Source organism: Limihaloglobus sulfuriphilus, from assembly GCF_001999965.1.
Classification (GTDB): domain Bacteria; phylum Planctomycetota; class Phycisphaerae; order Sedimentisphaerales; family Sedimentisphaeraceae; genus Limihaloglobus; species Limihaloglobus sulfuriphilus.
This window is the reverse complement of the sequence record NZ_CP019646.1, coordinates 1547146-1563348: the sequence shown is the minus strand read 5'-3', so window position 1 is coordinate 1563348 and position 16203 is coordinate 1547146. Positions and strand designations below refer to the sequence as shown.

Here is a 16203-nt window from a genome sequence, read left to right as displayed (position 1 = left end):
GAATGATAATGCTTAAACGCACATTCGTGTTCGTGCTGCTTTTTACAGCAATTCAGTTTTCACTCGCAGCTTTCCCCGAAACAGTTAAAGAAACGCAGCGCGATATCCCCGTGGTAGATTCGGTTGACGTTGTTGTTGTAGGCGGCTCCACCGGCGGTGTATCTGCCGCTCTGGCTGCCCGGCAGCAGGGAGCCGAAGTCTTTCTTGTCGGTTCGAAGACCTATCTCGGTGATGACATGTGCTCGACATATCAGCTATGGCTCGAAGAGGGTGAGGAACCTCTCACCCCGCTTGCCGAAGCAATATATACATCCCCCTACAAAACACAGGGGCTTGAGTTCAGCTATTCAGCGGATAAACCGTCAATAGGGGTACACAAGGATACAAACCCTCCCTCAATGCTCACTGACGGACACTGGCAGGATGCAGTTTCTGAGAGTGTGGAATTCAGCGGAGATGTTTCAATTACAGCAGATTTGGGAGAAAAAGTTGAGCTGAGTAAGATTCAGCTTTATGCGTTTAAGCGTAAAGGGCATTATGATGTTGGGAAAATATCTGTTTTTGCCGGAATAAACAAGACTAAATGGGATAAAATCGGCGAGTTAAAACCCGAGCCGTCTCAAATCAGCGGTTTTGAACCGGCAGAGGGGTTCAGCTTCGATGCTGACGGCAAATACCGCTACGTGCGATTTGATATAGCCGCCAAAGACAGCCGGCGGCTTTTACTCGGCGAAATTGTCATCGAAGAAAAAGATTACGGAAAAGACGAAGAAAAAGTTTACGCCACTCCCCGTCCGATGCATGTTAAACGGACTCTTGAACACGCTCTGCTTGATGCCGGGGTTCGGTTCGTGTTTTCATCGTATCCATCAGATATTGTAATTTCTCAAGACGGTGAGCCTGTCGGAGTTTGCATTGTAAACCGCTCGGGCAGGCAGATTATTCTCTGCAAAACTATCATAGACGCAACAGAGAATGCCGCACTGGCACGAATGGCGGGCGCGGATGTACGAACTGCTCCCGCAGGTACACAGCGATTCAAACGGGTGGTTATAGGCGGCAAGCCTGTAGAGCATGAAAGTATCGTCTCGGCACGTGTACTCGAAGCACCTGAATGGAAGCCGGCTCTTGAGACCGTACTCAACCCGAAAGGCGAAATCTGGAAGGTCGGACCGCTGGATGACTGGGACGGTACTATGATAGAATATACTCTTGAGCTGGACATGCCCGATGAGTCTTTTAAATCATTCGCCCAGGCCGAACAAAAAGCCCGTTGGGCAACCTGGAGCGGCCATCAGTTTGACGCATCACCGTATCTTGCGTATGTTCCCAAAGAAAGCATAGTATGCAGAAAACAGGCCGTTAGTTCCGGTGGTGCTGATACTGTGAGCATTGATTCGTTCAGGCCCGAAGGTGTTGACCGTCTTTTCATTGTGGGCGGCTGCGCGGATATTGACCGTATCATGGCAGCTTCTTTACTGCGTCCTGTGAACCTGATGCTTATCGGTGAAAAAATAGGCAAAACAGCCGCTCAGAGTGCCTTTGCCCTTAAAGAAACAGAGATGCCCGAAAAGGCAGAGCTGCTGCCGCAATACCCTGCCCGCGGCAGCCGCGAAGGGGATCTAAAAGAAGTTCTTACCGGACTTAGAAAGTCGCAAACAGGTTTGCCTCGGGTTACCAGCCTGGAACGAAATATTCCGATTCTTGGCAAATATGATGTTGTAGTTGTGGGAGGCGGCACCGGCGGAGCCCCCGCGGCGATATCCTCAGCCCGTGAGGGAATGAGAACCCTCGTTGTGGAGTACCAGCATGGTCTCGGCGGCGTAGGAACGCTGGGGCTCATCGGCATCTACTACTTCGGTAATCTCGGAGGTTTTACCGCTGAGATAGATGAAGGTGTCAGGGCTCTGGGGCCAAAAGCCGAGAGACCTAAACATGACTATACAAATGTCTGGAATGTCGAGTACCGTATGGAATGGTTCCGCAGGGAAATACTCAATGCCGGCGGAGATATATGGTTTAATTCAATCGGCTCGGGCACCTTGGTTGAAAACGGCAAAATCAAAGGTGTCATCGTCTCTACCCCGCAGGGGCGCGGCATTGTGCTTTGTGATGTTGCCATTGACAGTACCGGCAGCTCGGATATAGCCATTTCTGCCGGTGCTGACTATAGCTTCACCAGTGCAGAACACGCCGCAATGCAGGGCACGGGAATGCCGTTTAGAAACCTCTACGACACAGGAAAACACAGACTGCACTGGTATTCAAATACTGATTATACTTTTGTTGATGATACCGATATGCTTGATGTATGGCGTGTTCATGTTGGAGCCAGGGATTTCTTTAAAACCCAGTATGACCTGGCAACAGTGATAGACTCGCGTGAACGCCGACGGATTGTAGGTGATTACGAGCTCAATCCGCTGGATGTTATAAATGACAGGACTTATGATGATACGATTGAAATCAGCAGAAGCAATTTTGACTCCCACGGTTTCACTATACATCCTGTATTTAAACTCAAATCTCCGGATAAGTCTATAATGGATGTTCGTGTGCCTTACAGGTGTCTGCTTCCAAAGGGGCTTGATAATATTCTTGTGACAGGCCTGGGCGTAAGCGCTCATCGCGATGCGATGCCGTTGATACGTATGGAGCCGGATATTCAGAATCAAGGTTATGCCGCGGGTATAGCCGCGTCTATGGCAGTAAAAAATAATACAACGGTACGTGATATTGACGTCCGCAGCCTGCAGATGCGTCTTGTAGATAAGGGATGTATCCCTGCAAGTGTTCTTGAGGAAAAGGCCTCTGAGCCGATCAGCAAAGAACAGATGAGGGATATAGTGCGTAAAGCAGGGGATGACTATGATGGGGTCAGCTATATACTTGACCAGCCGCAGGATTCTCTTCCTCTGCTCAAAGAAAAGTACAGAAACGCCGGCAGCAAGGAGCGGAAACTTGTTTATGCCCACATTCTCGGAATGATGGGAGAGCCTCTCGGCGCTGATGCCCTGATAGATCTTGTGTCTAAGTCTGCCTGGGACGAGGGATGGAACTTCAGAGGCGGCGGCCAGTTCGGCGGCAGTATGAGCTATCTGGACAGTGTAATCATAGCAATGGGTAAAGCCGCCGATGAACGCGCTATAGAGCCGCTGATTGAGAAAACCCGTCAGCTTGACTCAGACAATGAATTTTCGCATCATCGTGCTGTTGCAATGGCGTTTGAGAGTTTCGGTGATCCCAAGGCTGCAAAGCCTCTGGCAGAGCTTCTGCAGAAAGAAGGTATGTCGGGCCATACTGTGACGCTTGAGAAAATCAATTCAGGCGATAAAGAGTATTTCACTGACAGAACATTGTCACTGCGTGAGCTTGTGCTGGCAAGGGCTCTTGTAAGATGCGGAGACTACAGGGGCATTGGAACGAAAATTCTCAAAGAATATGTCAAAGACCTACGCGGCCATTATTCACAACATGCCTTGAGCATTCTTCAGGAAGCGGCAGAGTCTGAATAAGCAATCTTAAACTCAAAATTTGACGGTTCACTATTTAACTTAAGGAAAGTATGCATCTTACGACTTCTATTAAACGATATTGCTGTATATTACTGGCGATCTTGCTCATTTCTTCAGCCGTTTTGGCTCAACATTACGTAGAGGAATCCGCGAGAATGATTCCGGTTGCCGCTGAGGTTGATGTCGTTGTTGCCGGCGGGACTACCGCGGGTGCGGCGGCGGCGCTTGAAGCGGCAAAAAACGGGGCGAGTGTATATCTTATATCCTCTCGCCCGTATCTTGGTGTTGACCTGTGCAGGCATTACCGCTACTGGCTTGATGAGGGAGAAGAGCCGACAGATCCTTTGGCAGCGGCTTTGTTTGAAGAGCCGCCGCTTCAGGCAAATTTGTACGAATTCAGCTATGAAACCGATATATCCTCAAATCCCTCGTCACACCCTGATACTGACCCGCCAAGTCTGCTTACAGATGGTCTCTGGGCAAGTGCCGCGTTGCAGAGCGTTCAGTATGACGGCAGTGTAAATGTTATTGCGGATCTTGGAGAAGCTAAAGCCTTTGAGTCAGTCAACATAAAATTCTATCAGGGCAGCTCTTTTAAGGTTGAAAGCGTGACTGTTTATGTGAGCAATGATAAGCAGAACTGGCAGCAGTTGGCTTTGCTGCCCAACGACAAAATCGATGAAGGCGATTTCAGGTATGATTCCATCAATCTGACTGCTGATATCGGCCAGAGCCGGCGTTATGTGAAATTCTTTATCAAGAAGGCGGCTAATGTAAGCCGTGTTCTGCTTGCTGAAATACAGATAACAGAGAGCATCCCCTCAAGCTCTGTCCGCAGACCTCCGGCTCCGATGCAGATAAAACACGTCCTGCAGGAAGCCCTCTATGATGCGGGTGTTACCGTAATGACCAGATCCTGCCCGACAGATGTTCTTCACGATAATGAGGGCAGAGTTGCCGGCGTGGTAATGGCAAACCGATCCGGCCGCCAGGCTGTTAAGGCGAAGGTTGTAATAGATGCTACCGAGCGCGGGGTTATAGCGAGAGCTGCCGGTGCTGTTTTCAGCGACTACCCGGCAGGTACATATCAGTTTGAGAGATATGTTATCAGAGGCCCGATCCGCACGGGTGCCGGCGTAATAGGGGAATATGCTCCCGCCAATCTGGCCGCTCCATTTTCCGGCTATTATCCTGCCATTAAATACACTGTTGATATCGATATGCCCGACGGTTCAGTATCTTCTTTTGCCAGAGCAGAGCTTGCTGCAAGAGATAAGACGTTTCACATTGAGCAGATAGACTCTTCCGAGGCAGTCTTTCAGGTGCCGCCGGATTCTATGACCGCTGTTTCCAGTTTTACCGGAAGCTGGCCCGGTGCAGACCAGCTGGATATTGGCGTTTTCAGGCCTGCCGGCATAAACAGGCTGTATGTTCTAAGCGGCTGCGCTGATGTGTCTCGAGAAAACGCTGAACAAATACTGAAGCCTCTTAATTTTATACAGCTTGGCCGGCGAATAGGCTCATATGCTTCCATGGAAGCAGCAGCGGTGGGTCAGCCTCAAGAAGTTACTCTCCAGGGCGACAGTGTCGATGCATCTGTTAGCGGTGAAGTACGTGAAAATCTTACCGGAATCCGTTCAATACTGCGGTGTCAGCCGACAGTTCCCGCACTGCGTCGGAGCTTGCCGGTACTTGCAGAATACGATGTCGTTGTTGTCGGCGGCGGGACAGGCGGCGCTCCTGCGGGCATAGCTGCCGCAAGGCAGGGTGCTTCCACTCTCGTCATAGAGTACCTCCATGATCTTGGCGGCATGGGAACCCTTGGACTGATTGGTGAATACTATGCCGGCAACAGAGTCGGATTTACTGCCGAAATAGACAACGCAATTGCTGATGCTCCTGCACTTAGTGACCGTGAAACAGTATGGAACATAGAGGCGAAGAAAAACTGGTACAGAGACCAGATTTATAATGCAGGCGGTGATATATGGTTTAACACTCTCGGCTGCGGCGCATTTGTTGAAAACGGCAAGGTAAAAGGTGTTGTTGTCGCAACCGAACACGGCAGAGGCGTTGTTCTGGCAAAAACAGTCATAGATTCTACCGGAAATTCGGATATTGCGATAGCCGCCGGCGCTGAATACCAGTACACCGATTCGAGAAATACTGCGCTCCAGGGAACAGGCCTTCCGTACAGGAGTCTGACAGATTTTAGGAAACCTTTCTGGCTGACAAATACCGACTGGACACTTGTTGAACATTCTGACATGAAGGATACCAGTGAGATTTCTTTCATTGCCAAGAGAATGTTCTACAACTCGTATGACCTTGGCCAGCATATTCAGACGCGCGAATGCCGCAGAATCGTTGCTGATCTGACACTTCAGGTCTCAGACATGGCAAATGACCGCACATACCCCGATACGATTGTTCGCACGAAAGGCGGGGCGTATGATTCACATGGGTTTACCGTTGATCCTTACCTCTCAATCATTGTTCCGGATCATTTTACAGGCGAAACCTCAATATACGTACCCTATCGCAGTATAATTCCAACGGGTCTTGACGGGATTCTGGCGACCGGACTTGGCGCCGGTGCTGACCGTGACGTTATGCCGGTGATGCGTATGCAGGCAGACGTTCAAAACCAGGGCTACGCCGCCGGTACTGCCGCGGCGATGGCAGCAGCAAACGGCGGGCATACACGCAGCATTGATATTGATATGCTTCAGCAGCATCTTGTTGCCAAGGGTAACCTTGAGCCGGAAGTATTAAATCACAGCGATTCTTTTCCGTTTAGTGCTTCCGAGGTACAAAACGCGGTTATGAGTATGGCTCTTAGTCCGGATTACAGCGGAATAGAGGTTGTGACGGCACAGCCGCCGGACTCTGTGCCGCTGCTCAAGCAAGTGGTCAACAGCGCTTCTGTTACGTACGAGCAGAAGCTCAGGTGCGCACACGTTCTTGCTTTTCTTGGTGAATCTGACGGTTTGGACGTGCTTTTGCATGAAATACAATCATACAGCCAGTGGGATGACGGCTGGGACTGGGATACTTCGTTTGGCATCACAAACAGCCGCCTTGACAGCTATATCATGGCTCTCTCGCACATACCTGATACCCAGGCATTGCCGGCTTTACTTGATAAACTTGCTCTGCTTGAGGCCGTTTCTGATCTTTCACATATAACCTCAATAGCACATGCACTGGGAGCAATAGGCGATTCTTCCGCGGCAGGGCCGATAGCAAATATTCTGCAAAAGAGCGGTATGATGGGGCATCATATGTCTAATGTCGAAGAGGCAGAGGGTGTCTATGTTTCCGAGGTGGGCAGTTTCGTAAGAAAAAAAGCCATTAAAGAAATCTCGCTTGCACGTGCCCTTTACAGGTGCGGAGACTATCAGGGCATAGGCAGAAGTATCCTTGAAAATTACGAGACTGACAGACGAGGCCACTTTGCCCGCCATGCCCATGCTGTTCTGGATTGGGCTGATATGAACTGCGACGGCCTGGTGGAAATGTCTGATTACGCGGCAATCGCCTCTTACTGGCTGCAAAACTGCGACATGTGCGGCGGCTCTGATGTCAACGGTGACAGAACTGTTGATGAGAATGACCTGATTTTTCTAATTAACCGCTGGCTTGATTAGACCGTACTAATTCAAGTCTGGATATTATCAGATCTACAAATCCTGATGTATTATGTGCTTGTTGAGAGGGGCGCAAGCCGTGTAATATGCCGGCTGTGGCCTTCTGTCTGGCAGCATTTTAAGTCCGGCCGCAATTCTTGCATAAACCCTGGATTATGTCCCGCACCGTAAGTGTATCGGCGAGCTGCACATAAAGTCTTGACAGATTTGATATTTTTGTATAATTAGCCATTTCCGCTTTCAAACCTTTTGGGTTTGGAGTTTAATTTTGGTTAAGTATGAATATAGAAAGTATTTACAAGGAGAGCAAGTATGATCAAAGTTGATAAGCTCAGACGAACCTTTGGTCCTATCGTTGCTGTTGATTCGATTTCTTTCGAAGTGGAACAGGGCGAGGTGCTGGGTTTTCTCGGCCCCAATGGCGCCGGCAAGAGTACAGCGATGAAGATGCTGGCGTGTTTTCTCGAGCCCGACAGCGGCACCGCCCAAATCAACGGTTACGATATTGTCAAAGATCCCGTAAATGTACGCAAGTCATTAGGTTATCTCGCAGAAAGCGCTCCGGCTTATGGTGAGATGACAGTCGCCGGATTTCTGAGATTTATATGTGATGCACGCCAGATAAAAGGCGCTGACCGCAAAAAGGCGCTCGAGCGTATCGTGCCGATGTGCTCGATTGAGTCGGTGTACCACCAGACTATCGAGACCCTTTCCAAGGGTTACAAACGCCGCGTCGGTCTGGCACAGACGCTGATTCACGACCCCAAAGTCCTGATTCTTGACGAGCCGACTGACGGGTTGGACCCGAATCAGAAGCATGAAGTCCGCCAGTTGATATCTAAGATGGCAAAGGATAAATGCATAATCGTCTCAACTCACATTCTCGAGGAAGTAGAGGCGGTCTGTTCACGGACTATAATAATAGCAAATGGACAGATTCGCACTGATACAACTCCCAAAGAGTTGAAAAAAGAGCATAACGGCTCGCTCGATGAGGCGTTCAGGATGATAACACTTAATAAAGTAAAGAGTGATAACTGATGATTGAGGAAAGCGGCTTTTCAGATCTGATAATAACAGGTTTGAGCATTGAGAATGCCCCCAAAAGCCGGTTTTTTCACAATTTGGTCAAAATTATTCACTTTAAGTTTAAATGAGGTAATAAAATGAGTGGTTTTCTTGCAGTATTTAAAAGGGAACTGAAGGGATACTTCGCGACACCGGTAGCTTATGTGTTCCTTGTAATATTTTTGTTTTTTTCCGGTTATATCCCCTTTAAACAGGGTTTCTTTGAAAACAGGCAGCTCGATATGAGGCTGTTTTTTGTCAATATGCCGCTGCTGTTTATATTTATCGTGCCGTCGGTGTCGATGAGATTGTGGGCAGAAGAGCGTAAAAGCGGCTCTATTGAACTTCTGCTTTCTTTGCCGATAACAGTAAAACAAGCCGTACTGGGCAAATTCCTGGCGGCGTGGCTGTTTCTGGTGATAGCCCTGCTGCTGACGCTGCCGTTTCCGCTGACCCTTGCGTGGCTGGGCGATCCGGACGGCGGGCTGATCTTTGCCGGCTATGTCAGCGCAGCTCTTATGGCGGGCGGATTTCTGGCGATCGGCAGTTTCTTCTCAGCGGTGAGCCGGAATCAGGTAATCAGCTTTATTCTGGCAGTTGTGGCCTGTTCTGTGCTGGTCTTTGCCGGTATGCCTACGACGATGAACTTTTTATCATCATTTCTGCCAAACGGGCTGGTCAACGCAATCTCACAGCTAAGCTTCCTGCAGCACTTTGATTCGATGCAGAAGGGGCTGATAAGGTTCAGTGATCTGGCTTATTTCGTTATCCTGATAATCGGCTGGATAGCAGCGTGCGGTTATATTCTTGAAGAAAGGAAGGCTAACTGATGAACAGAACAATAAAAGCAATACTGGCCGTTTTGTTTATTCTCATAATTACCTTTTCGGCCATAACAATTACAGAAAATATCGGCAGGGGCCTAAAGGCAGATATTACCGAACAGAAGATTTACACCCTCTCAGACGGTACTAAATCCATACTATCCAGGATCAATCAGCCTATTGACATCGAGCTTTATTACGCAAGTACAGCCGCTGTCAAAGGTCCCGACCAGATAAAATTCTATAACAATTACTTCGAATTTGTGCGCTCGCTTCTTGAGGAGTATGAAACCGCCGCCGGCGGAATGATAAACCTCGAGGTGATCGACCCGCGGCCGTATTCTGATGAAGAAAGCACGGCGCTGGCTGCCGGGCTGAAAAAATTCCCGATAACCCAGGATGAGAATTTCTTCTTCGGGCTTATTCTTAAGACCGGTTTTGGTGTTCAGAAAACGATACCGTTTTTCTCGCCTGACAGGCAGAATTTCGTAGAATACGATATCAGCTTCCTGATTGACACCGCCATTACCCGTGAGAAGAAAAAGATCGGCGTATTGAGCTCTCTGCCGGTTATGGGTGATGATGTTACCGGCTACATGGCGCAGATGATGCGGATGCAGGGACAGCAGCCCAAAGAGGCCTGGGGGTTTGTCGGGCAGCTTAGACAGCAGTTTGAAGTAGAGACTGTTCCTGCCGATACCGAGGAAATCTCCGGCATCGATATCCTGCTGGTGATACATCCAAAAGATCTTGAAGAAAAGACGCTTTTCGCAATAGATCAGTATATAGTTAAGGGCGGCAGGGCTATTGTCTGTGTTGATCCTCACTGTTTTGCCGATCAGCCCGACCGTCAGGCGGCTATGCAGGGTATGCCTCAGTCACAGGCTTCCAATATGCCCGAGCTGCTCAAGAGCTGGGGGCTTAGTATGCAGCCAAATACATTCGCCGCGGATATGCAGCTTGCACAGCTGACACCGCTGGGACAGGATCAGAGGCCGGTTAAGCTAATCGGCCTGCTGGGGCTGGAGCGGGGCTGTTTCAACGAGGATCTGGCTATGTCGTCGGATCTCAATGATGTGCGTGTTCTTTTTGCCGGTGTGCTCAAAGACATCCGTGAAGAAGATTCGCCGCTGCAGCTTGATCCGATCCTGATGACAACTTCAAAGGGTAACAGTATCTCGGTCAGCGGCTCTTATGAGCTGATGTACCCCGATCCGGACAGACTGTTAAATAAATTCTATCCTGGTACAGAGCCTGTTTATATGGGCTACCGGATAAGCGGCAATATTAAATCCGCTTTCCCTGAGGGCATTGATATTACAGTTGAATCCGAAGAAGGCGAAGAATCCAATCAGGATTCAGACCAGGCGCAGCCGCAGACAAAGCATCTTGAGGCAGTTGCCCAGGGCAGTGACTGCGGGGTTATTGTTTACAGCGACGTTGACTTTATCTCGGATATGCTTGCTTTCCAGAGGACTTTCCTTGGGATGGCATCGGTCGGCGACAACAATACTCTTCTGCTCAACTCTATCGAAGATCTCAGCGGTTCCAGCGATCTTATGAAGATACGCAGCCGCGGCAATTACCGCCGTCCGTTTGAGGTTGTCGATGAGATAGAGGCTCAGGCCGAGGCTGAGACCGCTGAAGAAGAGAAAAAGATCACAGCCCAGATCGAAGGCTTCCAGAAAGAGCTTCAGGAAATTGTCTCTTCTGCCAAACAGGGAGAAGAAGACATCGTCGGAAGTGCTATTCTTGAGCAGAAAAAGGCCTTAGAGCTCAAGATCCGCGAGGCCGAGAAACGGCTTCAGCAGGTCAAGCTCCAGCGCCGCGAAAAGATTGAAGAGCTTGGAAACAAACTTCGCAACATCAATATGCTGCTGGCACCGGCGATAATACTGGTTGTGGCGATTGTGCTCGCGGTTTACCGCTCGCTCAAGAGAAGGCATTATATAGCGAATGTAAATAAACAATAAGTACTTTAACAGGTATTTTGGAGATAAAAAATGACAGATAAAAAACTGACAACATTAGGCATAATTGCGGTAGTGATGGTCGTTCTGGCGGTTATTGTATCGCAGGCCGTTAAGAAGAGGCCGGCCCCAAGCGGCAGCGTTGATTATTTGATTCAGGGGCTCAACCCCGAATCGATCAACAAGATATCCATAAAATCCGCTGATGATGAGCTGGTAATCCAAAAATCGCAGGGAAAATTTGTTATCCCCTCTAAAAGCTCGTATCCGGCAAAAGTAAGCGCGGTAAACACCCTTATAACCGACTTGATGGATATACGGGTTAAAGAGCAGGTTACGGATAATCAGGATAATTACGCCGACCTCGAAGTTACCGAAGAAACCGCCGCGAACACGGTCAAGCTGCTTGGAAACGAAGATTCAGTCATAACAGGTATATCAATAGGCAAATCTGCCGACGGCGGCGGCGTTTATGTGAAGATGCTTGACGATGCCAATGTCTATCTGACGCAAAGCAGGCCTTGGATACGTACATCTGCGACAGATTATATGGATACCCAGCTTGCCGATGTCAAGAAAGATGACATAGAGTACGTTCAGGTCAAGTCCGCCGACGGTTCTTACCGTATTACAAATGCCGGTGGCGGGCCGGAATTATCAGATGTGCCTGAGGGAAGAAAGGCAAAGCAAAGTGAGCTTAATTCTATCCTCGGAGCTTTGAGCTATCTGAGTTTCAGCGATGTCGCCGCGGCGGCGGATAAATCTGATTTAAAGTTTGATTCGGCTTTTGTATGCAGACTCAAGGATACCACGGTCTATACATTTGATATAGCCAAAGACGGCGAAGATACTTACCTCAAAGTAAAAGCGGAGTTTACAGGCGATACGCAGATAATGAAAGAACGCCGCGAGGAATCAGAAGAAGAGCTCAAGGAAAAAGAAGCAAAACTTCTGGCCATCGAAAACGCCCAGAACTACGCCGCCAGGCATAAGGGCTGGGTTTATAAAATAGAGTCATACTCAGCTGAAAAACTGATCAAACCGTATGACTCTCTTCTGGAAGAGCCGGAGCCGGAAACTGAAGACAAGGCAGAGGCAGAAGCGGGAGAGCCCGAATCTGCCCCGGAGAAAAATGAAAGCAAACCGGTTTCACAGGAAGAATAGTTTGCTTTTTGAGTATAAGCCCCTTATCTTACAAGGGGCTTTTTTAGTTAATTGCTGACCCGATTATTATCCTGAGAAATAATATTTTAAAGAAAAGAAAAATCATGAAAGCAAAATGGATATGGCATCACAGCCGCAGCGCGTATAACGATACAATAATTGCAAAAAAAAATATCAGGCTCACGAAATTTGATTCGGCTAAAATCAAAATAACCGCTGACAGCTATTACCGGCTTTGTATCAACGGCCAGTGGGTCGGCGACGGCCCGTGCCGAAGCTGGCACAGCCATTTCCAATATGACGTGATAGATGCCGGGATTTATCTTCAAAAGGGTGATAACGAGATAACAATAATAGCCCGCCATTTTGGTATTGGCGATTTTCACGGCGATTATCAGCGTCCGGGACTGCTTTTTGAGATGGAAGTCAGCCGCGGCAAAAAGACTTCGCTGATCATCAGCGATAAGACATGGAAGACTGCCGCCGCTAAGCAGTATATCAGCGAAACGCCGAAAGTATCTATCCAGATGGAGCCGGCTGAGTTAGTTGATGCCAGGCTTGATAAAAACCTGCGGTTTACGCCGGCAAAAGAAATATGTTCCGCGGACAAAGGGCCGTGGCAGGGTCTGATTCCCCGCGATATACCGCTGCTGACTCTACAGCCATATTCATTAAAGCGGTTTGTGGATTCAAATGTTGTAGATACCCCGGGTGAGAGCTTCTGTGTTCCCGCCGCAAGACTCTGCGGCCGCGGCATTATCCCGAGCAACTGCAACACAGAGACAGCCTGCGGTATGGCAACCCTGATTGAGTTTCGCAAACCGGCGACTTTGACAGTAAAAAGCCATGAAATGCGTATATCCGTTGACGGAAGGACTAACAAGACAGGTAAATACAGACTCTCCGCCGGCAGGCATTTAATCTTTGCGATGTCTGAGAATCTAATTCCGTTCCATTCACATGACTGGACAATATCTGTTGGCGCCAATGCCGCATATAAGTTGATAAATCCTCTTAAATCGGGCTTTGAAAATCCATGGGCCTGGATAAGGCTCAAGGGATACAGCTTCAGCAAAGATGATACGTGGTGGCCGTTCCTGGAGGATAAAGACCCTGAACTGGGGTTGCTGCAAGACAGATATAAAAAGCAGAAAAACTCTCTGTTCAAGAAAGTTAAAGACAAAAAATCGCTTTTGGAAAATCTGGAACAGTCACTGAAAACCCTTTCATCAAAACGGATGTTTGTAGAGAATACCGGCTGGAAGTTTCAGAACAGAGAGATTCAGAAATCTTGTGCTGATGTCTCCTCGCCGGCGGCATGTATCAGTGACAACGCAGATGTTACTGTTGTTAAGCCCTCGCCCGAGGGTGACGTTGAGCTTATATATGATCTTGGAACGCAGAACCTGGGTTTCTGGGAGTTTGATCTCGAGGCGGATGCCGGCGTTGTTGTAGATATCTTTGGCGTTGAATACATATTTGATGATTCCCGCCCGCAGAGGACATTGAATAATATTAACGGACTGCGGTATATAACAAAACAGGGGCGAAACTGTTACACTTCGATTAAATCCCGTTCCGGCAGGTATCTGTATGTAACTCTGCGAAACGTCAAAAACCCTGTCAAAATACGCCGCGTAGGCATGATTGAATCTACATATCCCGTGCAGTATAAAGCCTCTTTTGAGTGCAGTAACCCAAATCTTGAGCGTATATGGGAGATCTCCGAGTACACGGTAAAACTCTGTATGCAGGATACATACGTTGACTGTCCGCTGTATGAGCAGACACTCTGGGTGGGCGATGCCAGGAATGAGTCGCTCTTTGGCAATCTGCTTTTCGGGGCCGATGATATAGCCCTTCGCTGTATAAGGCTCGCGGCGGAATCACTGGAAAAGTACCCGATAGTTAACAGCCAGGTGCCCAGCAGCTGGGGCTGTCTGTTGCCGGCATGGAGTTTTCTCTGGGGTATTTCTGTCTGGGACCATTACTGGTACACCGGAGACAAAAAGTTCCTCAAAGATTATATGCCCTATGTAAAAAAGAATCTTGAAGGGGCTCTGAGTTTTATCAATGATGACGGATTGTATTCGGCGCCGCACTGGAATTTGTTTGACTGGACAGATATCGATCAGGGTCATAATACAGTCTTTCATTCGTCTCTTCTGCTGGCGGGGGCTCTTCAGGCGGCGGTAAAATGTGCCCAGGTTACCGGAGAAAAAGAATTTCAGAGACTCTGGCAGCAGGAATACGACAAACTCAAAGACAGCATCAACAAATTCTGGGACAAAGACAAGAGATCATACCCGGACAGCATACATAATGACGGCTCAATCAGCAAGTCAATAAGCCAGCACACAAGTTTTCTTTCGCTGCTTTATGATGTCTGTGAGCAGGATATGGTTCAGGACTGCATAAAGAATACCGCCCAGCCGTCCGCGGAAATGATAAAAGTCGGCTCACCCTTCGCGATATTCTATCAGTATGACTGCCTGGAGAAGCTGGGCCTTTATGACGCGATATTTGATTCGATACACAAGAAGTACCTGCCTATGATTCAGTCGGGAGCGACTACGGTGTGGGAATGTTTCCCCAACAGCAGCGTTGGTGATGAACACACTGACGGCGGCCCGACCCGCAGTCACTGCCACGCGTGGTCATCTGCTCCGGTGTATTTCATCTCTCGGATTATACTTGGAATACGGCAAAGCTCGCCGGGCTGCGAGTCTTATGATATCAGCCCGTGGGTAAATAACTTAGACTATGCCAAAGGAAGTATCGCGACGGCAAACGGCGAGATCAGGCTGAATTGGCAGAGAGACGGCAAGACACTTAGCGTCAACTATTCTCTGCCCTCAGGCGTAAAGGCCAGGTTTGTTCCAAACGAGAGCCATAAAGGGCTCAAAGTTATTGTTAATGGCAGAAAACAAAGAGCTTAAGGCATATCGGCTGTAATGCCATATACTCTAATGAGTTTGGCATTACAGCTGAATTTCTGAAGATTGGGTTCGTTTTATTCCCATAGTTTCCGGGGATATTGGCCGCTGTCTATGAGTGCCTTAATGCCGGCTTTAACCGGTTCTCTGTCCTGCTGATAGGTGACGCCGTACCATTTATCGCTGGTTTTAAGCACTTTTACTGTTGCCTTGCCGGATTTGATCATATCATCAACCACAAACGGGATGAAGAATTCGCTCTTGAGTTCTTTGCCTTTTTCCGCAAGGAATTGGGCGAACAGTGCTTCAAGCTGCGGGAAGAGCCCCGGCTGAAAGCCCCAGAAATTCATGGACACTGTCTCATCGCCGCTCATGGCTTCTGTGCTGCCGTCCGGTTTTATATGGATTGCTTCGTTGCCGTTTTTCTCAATTTTGAGATATTCCTCGACATCAATAAGCATCTCGTTTTCGTCGGTCTTGCATACGCCGCGTGATACGTATCCATTTTCGCTGACCGTGTTGCGAAGTATATATCCAACCATGGAATAATCTCTCTGGCTTGCATCAGGGCGGGTAAGGTATTCTGCTATGAGCCTGAACGCATTAGCACCGTAGAAATCGTCAGCATTTATAACGGTAAACGGCTCTTTTACAGCGTCTTTGCAGACAAGCACGGCGTGGCCGGTGCCCCAGGGTTTTTCGCGGTCTTTGGGTAAATCAAATCCGCCAAGGCACTTATCAAGCTCCTGCTGTACGTAGCTTACTTCTATTTGCTTTTCTATTTTGGAGCCGATCTTCTCACGGAAGATATCTTCAAACTCTTGGCGAATAACGAAGACAACCTTGCCGAAACCGGCTCTAATGGCATCGTAAATAGAATATTCCATAATAATTTCGCCGTTTGGTCCGATTGGGTCAATCTGTTTGAGCCCGCCGTATCTGCTGCCCATGCCCGCGGCCATAATTACTAATGTCGGTTTCATACATTCCTCATTAAATTATGTTTAAATTGAAAATTTTGTATAATAATGGTAAATTCAAGAACAATAAGATGATAAAGAAAATATAACAGATAT

8 protein-coding genes are annotated in these 16203 nt (G+C 48.4%); 7 read left to right on the top strand and 1 reads right to left on the bottom strand.

Annotated features, from left to right (window positions below; all coding sequences use genetic code 11):
• Positions 1-8: 8 nt before the first annotated feature.
• From SMSP2_RS06045 to SMSP2_RS06015, 7 genes are all read left to right on the top strand, one after another.
• Entirely contained in the window at positions 9-3515 is a 3507-nt protein-coding gene (locus tag SMSP2_RS06045; protein WP_186804890.1) for an FAD-dependent oxidoreductase, read from the top strand.
• A gap of 155 nt (positions 3516-3670) precedes the next feature.
• Positions 3671-7165, top strand: a complete 3495-nt coding sequence (locus tag SMSP2_RS06040) for an FAD-dependent oxidoreductase (RefSeq protein WP_186804889.1) — start codon at positions 3671-3673, stop codon at positions 7163-7165.
• Between the two features lie 312 nt (positions 7166-7477).
• Complete coding sequence (locus tag SMSP2_RS06035) at positions 7478-8206, top strand: ABC transporter ATP-binding protein (protein ID WP_146683095.1); 729 nt, start codon at positions 7478-7480, stop codon at positions 8204-8206.
• 125 nt (positions 8207-8331) lie between these two features.
• Positions 8332-9063 carry an ABC transporter permease gene (locus SMSP2_RS06030; RefSeq protein WP_146683094.1) on the top strand — a complete coding sequence of 244 codons (732 nt, stop codon included), beginning with the start codon at positions 8332-8334 and terminating at the stop codon, positions 9061-9063.
• On the top strand, positions 9063-11030 hold the full coding sequence (locus SMSP2_RS06025; protein ID WP_146683093.1) for a GldG family protein: 1968 nt from the start codon (positions 9063-9065) through the stop codon (positions 11028-11030). Before SMSP2_RS06030 ends, SMSP2_RS06025 begins: the two co-directional genes overlap by 1 nt.
• A gap of 30 nt (positions 11031-11060) precedes the next feature.
• Positions 11061-12191 carry a DUF4340 domain-containing protein gene (locus SMSP2_RS06020; RefSeq protein ID WP_146683092.1) on the top strand — a complete coding sequence of 377 codons (1131 nt, stop codon included), beginning with the start codon at positions 11061-11063 and terminating at the stop codon, positions 12189-12191.
• Between the two features lie 104 nt (positions 12192-12295).
• Positions 12296-15130 carry an alpha-L-rhamnosidase-related protein gene (locus SMSP2_RS06015; RefSeq protein ID WP_146683091.1) on the top strand — a complete coding sequence of 945 codons (2835 nt, stop codon included), beginning with the start codon at positions 12296-12298 and terminating at the stop codon, positions 15128-15130.
• A gap of 74 nt (positions 15131-15204) precedes the next feature.
• Here SMSP2_RS06015 and SMSP2_RS06010 read toward each other — a convergent pair whose 3' ends face one another.
• Entirely contained in the window at positions 15205-16110 is a 906-nt protein-coding gene (locus SMSP2_RS06010; protein WP_146683090.1) for a nucleotidyltransferase family protein, read from the bottom strand.
• Positions 16111-16203: the final 93 nt, after the last annotated feature.

Excerpts from the sequence above, each read along its gene's own strand:
- SMSP2_RS06045 (WP_186804890.1), top strand. The coding sequence starts at position 9 with ATGCTTAAACGCACATTCGTGTTCGTGCTGCTTTTTACAGCAATTCAG.
- SMSP2_RS06040 (WP_186804889.1), top strand. The coding sequence starts at position 3,671 with ATGATTCCGGTTGCCGCTGAGGTTGATGTCGTTGTTGCCGGCGGGACT.
- SMSP2_RS06035 (WP_146683095.1), top strand. The coding sequence starts at position 7,478 with ATGATCAAAGTTGATAAGCTCAGACGAACCTTTGGTCCTATCGTTGCT.
- SMSP2_RS06030 (WP_146683094.1), top strand. The coding sequence starts at position 8,332 with ATGAGTGGTTTTCTTGCAGTATTTAAAAGGGAACTGAAGGGATACTTC.
- SMSP2_RS06025 (WP_146683093.1), top strand. The coding sequence starts at position 9,063 with ATGAACAGAACAATAAAAGCAATACTGGCCGTTTTGTTTATTCTCATA.
- SMSP2_RS06020 (WP_146683092.1), top strand. The coding sequence starts at position 11,061 with ATGACAGATAAAAAACTGACAACATTAGGCATAATTGCGGTAGTGATG.
- SMSP2_RS06015 (WP_146683091.1), top strand. The coding sequence starts at position 12,296 with ATGAAAGCAAAATGGATATGGCATCACAGCCGCAGCGCGTATAACGAT.
- SMSP2_RS06010 (WP_146683090.1), bottom strand. The coding sequence starts at position 16,110 with ATGAAACCGACATTAGTAATTATGGCCGCGGGCATGGGCAGCAGATAC.